Raw genomic sequence first — 2894 nt, forward strand, 5'->3', positions numbered from 1 at the left:
GGGCTGAAATTGCCGCTGGGAGTTTTTTTCCGGGGCCTGAGTCTGCTGGTTTTCTATTTGGGCTTTAAGTTTTTGGGCAGTGGCCTGCACGCTCTGCAGGTGGCGGACTGGCTGCCCATCACCCCCCTGGTCGGGATCCCAAAGCTGCGCTGGCTGGGCATATATCCCACTTGGCAGACGCTGCTCCCCCAACTGCTGCTGCTGGGAATAGCCTTCGCCTTGTGGGTGAGGCAATGGCTGCGGGCTGATTCTGCTCAGAGGCTTTCTTCGTGAAAAACGCTCTCCACCGGCACTGGGGATCCCATAAGCCATAAGTTTGATGAATCCCTGTCCTGGTTTTGATGGATGGCAATGATGCAGGTCACAATTTCATAGTCGTTTCAGGTTGGGACAAGGCGACCGAGGTACTGGGAAAAGCCTTCTGGCCCTGTGCATCTAACGTTTTAAGTGCGGGTGCAGTGTCCTGGTTTGAATCAAAATGACCCTAAAAAGAAAGCGCTCTGTACGTCGCGCCTGAAACCGCACCCAGTCAAGCCTTCCAGTCCAAGAAAGCAAAGCCTACCGGCAGGGATCCGGCAGGCCGCTGGATTTTGTCGGAGATCCCCAGTAGGAAACCCTGTCGATCGCTACGGAATCGACAGAGAGCATCCACTCTGTGGGGTTCCCGAGAATCAGGTATCGTAGACCCGGCATTCAACAGCATCTGGGTTTTCGGCGCAGTGCTGCTCTAGGCTGCTGGGAGTCCTCGGCTGGTGGCTGCGAGCTGCCAGCACTTCTTCAACTGCGTCCCAGGCCGCACGGCAGTGGGGATCCCCTTCGCCGTACTCAGAGCAGACGTTGCGAGCATTTTCCAGCTCTTTGGCGATCACTTCAGACAGTCCCATGTTCTCAAGCTCCTTTAGACTAGATGGGGCCGGTGGCCCGCTGATATAACCGGTTGACGCAGAACCTGTAGGGATTCGGTGTAACCGAGGATCAACAGGTAAAAACCAGCCGATCCAGATGAGGAATGAGTCCAGGATAATGACCTTGTGCCAACCGAATTGATCAACCGGATACATTACCCATTCTAAACAGTGACGGCAGGGGGTGCAGCTGCGCTTTCGCGATCTCTTTGGGATCAGGATGCGCAGGGATCCCTCAGGCCCCAAACAGTTGTTCAATCCGTTGCCGCACCTGCTCTGGGGATCCCTGTTGACGCACTTGACCTTCCGAGAGCAAAATCGCCCCGTCTGCCCATTCCAGTTCCGCCAGCCGATGGGTTACCCAAAGGGCGGTGATGCCTTCTTGATCCACCAATTGACGGATGCACCGCAGCAAATCCGCCTGGCTATCGGGATCCAACAGAGCTGTCGGCTCGTCCAAAAGCAGCACCTCACTGCGCCGGGCCAAAGCCCCTGCCACCGCCACCCGTTGCTTCTGTCCGCCGCTGAGGCCGTGGATGGGCCGACGGATCAGGTGCTTTAATCCGACTTGCTCCAAGGCTGTTTCCACCCGCTGGTGAATTTCCGCCAAGGTCAGAGCCTCTGCTCCCAAGCCAAAGGCCACATCGGCTCCCACCGTGGGCATGAACAGTTGGTGATCCGGGTTTTGAAACACATAGCCCAGCCGACCGCGAATCTCCAGGTGGCCCGAAAGGGGCTGGGGATGGGTCAGGGATCCGGACAACAGTTGCAACAAAGTGGACTTGCCGCTGCCATTGGGCCCCAACAGCATCCACAACTGGCCCTTGGGAATGACAAAACTGCACGCCTGCAAAACCGGCGGACGTTCCGGCCAAGCAAAGGTCAGGCTCTCCACCCGAATGGCCACCTCAGACATGGGGATCCCTTAGCGGCAGAGAGAAAAGGGCTGTCCTCAGCTTTGCAACTGGGCCAAAAAACCGGGACGGGCTCCCATGGGGCTGGCGCCGCCCGACTTGGAAGTCATTTGCACGCCACATAGCTCACCGGTGAGCAGGAACACCTTTTTGCCGGTGCGGTCGCAGGTCAGCTCCAAACTCTGAGGGGATCCACTCTGCAGAGCATTGACGATGCTTTGGTAGGCCCGGTTGGCCGCTTCTTCCTCTTTTTGGTGGACAACGATGGGGGCAGGGTTCCCTTTCAGGAGCAGTTCCAGAGTGTACATGGCTGACCGTTGCGTAGTGGGCCGTGGGACAAAAGAGAGGCACCCAGAGGACGCCGTTGGCGACAGCAGGACGAAGTCCTTTTCCAGTATCGCAGGTTGGGCCAGGGTACCGGCAGGCTCAACAAATGACGGGGGAGTTTCTCTCGCCAGATTAGGCCAGGCCGGTGCCGAGAAAAGGCAGCAGGCTAATCAGCAACAGGCCCAACGTGGCCAGGGATCCCGCCAAGAAGGAGAGGGATCGCCCAATGGGAATATCGGCAATGTAGAAAAAGTTGTAGAGCAGCCGCGCCAGCAGAAACACCCCACACAGCACAGCTACCCCTTCATCTCCGCTGAGGCCAAAATACCAGGGATCCGGGTGAGGGCCGGTGATGTAGGCGATCAACGCTGCTGCCGCAAACATCCCAAAGGTCTCAAACCCGTTGGCGTGGGCCCAGGTGGCCCGTTGCCCGTAGGGAGGTAGCCTATCAAACATAGCCCGAGGAGCATGCAGGTCGTAGCCAACGCGGGCACGGGCATAGCCCACCACCCCCATGGGCAGATAGACCAAGAGCATGGCTGCCGCAATAGAGAACAGGGGGATAGCTGCGAGAGGAAGGCTTGGCAACATAAGGCAAAAGGACGGTGCAAGATAACAGGGGAGAGGAAGGAGCCCAGCTCGGGCAGGAGCTATTGCCGGGAAAATCAACACCAGAACCATTATCCATCTATCGGGCTGTCTATCCAGGCAGATGCTTGCGTCAGCTAGAAATCGCAGGAGCCCCGCA

Annotated in this window: 4 protein-coding genes and 1 pseudogene; 1 reads left to right on the forward strand and 4 read right to left on the reverse strand. The window is 57.8% G+C overall.

All coding sequences use genetic code 11. The features are described 5' to 3' along the window. A pseudogene (locus tag NW815_RS05915) lies at positions 1 to 273 on the forward strand (iron permease); the annotation flags it as partial. Positions 274 to 671: 398 nt separating this feature from the next. Here the strand turns inward: NW815_RS05915 and NW815_RS05920 are convergent. From NW815_RS05920 to NW815_RS05935, 4 genes are all read right to left on the reverse strand, one after another. After that, the gene (locus NW815_RS05920; RefSeq protein ID WP_011434185.1) at positions 672 to 884 is read right to left on the reverse strand and encodes a CP12 domain-containing protein; all 213 of its coding nucleotides are present in this window, start codon (positions 882 to 884) and stop codon (positions 672 to 674) included. A 256-nt stretch (positions 885 to 1140) separates the two neighbouring features. After that, complete coding sequence (locus NW815_RS05925; RefSeq protein ID WP_414331746.1) at positions 1141 to 1821, reverse strand: energy-coupling factor ABC transporter ATP-binding protein; 681 nt, start codon at positions 1819 to 1821, stop codon at positions 1141 to 1143. Positions 1822 to 1857: 36 nt separating this feature from the next. Continuing rightward, the gene (locus tag NW815_RS05930) at positions 1858 to 2127 is read right to left on the reverse strand and encodes a hypothetical protein (RefSeq protein ID WP_414332008.1); all 270 of its coding nucleotides are present in this window, start codon (positions 2125 to 2127) and stop codon (positions 1858 to 1860) included. A gap of 151 nt (positions 2128 to 2278) precedes the next feature. Then, entirely contained in the window at positions 2279 to 2737 is a 459-nt protein-coding gene (locus NW815_RS05935; protein ID WP_414384097.1) for an MAPEG family protein, read from the reverse strand. Positions 2738 to 2894: the final 157 nt, after the last annotated feature.

It is taken from the genome of Synechococcus sp. R6-7, from assembly GCF_047461695.1.
Lineage (GTDB): Bacteria > Cyanobacteriota > Cyanobacteriia > Thermostichales > Thermostichaceae > Thermostichus.

What these genes read in the sequence shown, in the direction of transcription:
- NW815_RS05920 (WP_011434185.1), bottom strand. Translation starts at nt 884, where the DNA reads ATGGGACTGTCTGAAGTGATCGCCAAAGAGCTGGAAAATGCTCGCAAC.
- NW815_RS05925 (WP_414331746.1), bottom strand. Translation starts at nt 1,821, where the DNA reads ATGTCTGAGGTGGCCATTCGGGTGGAGAGCCTGACCTTTGCTTGGCCG.
- NW815_RS05930 (WP_414332008.1), bottom strand. Translation starts at nt 2,127, where the DNA reads ATGTACACTCTGGAACTGCTCCTGAAAGGGAACCCTGCCCCCATCGTT.
- NW815_RS05935 (WP_414384097.1), bottom strand. Translation starts at nt 2,737, where the DNA reads ATGTTGCCAAGCCTTCCTCTCGCAGCTATCCCCCTGTTCTCTATTGCG.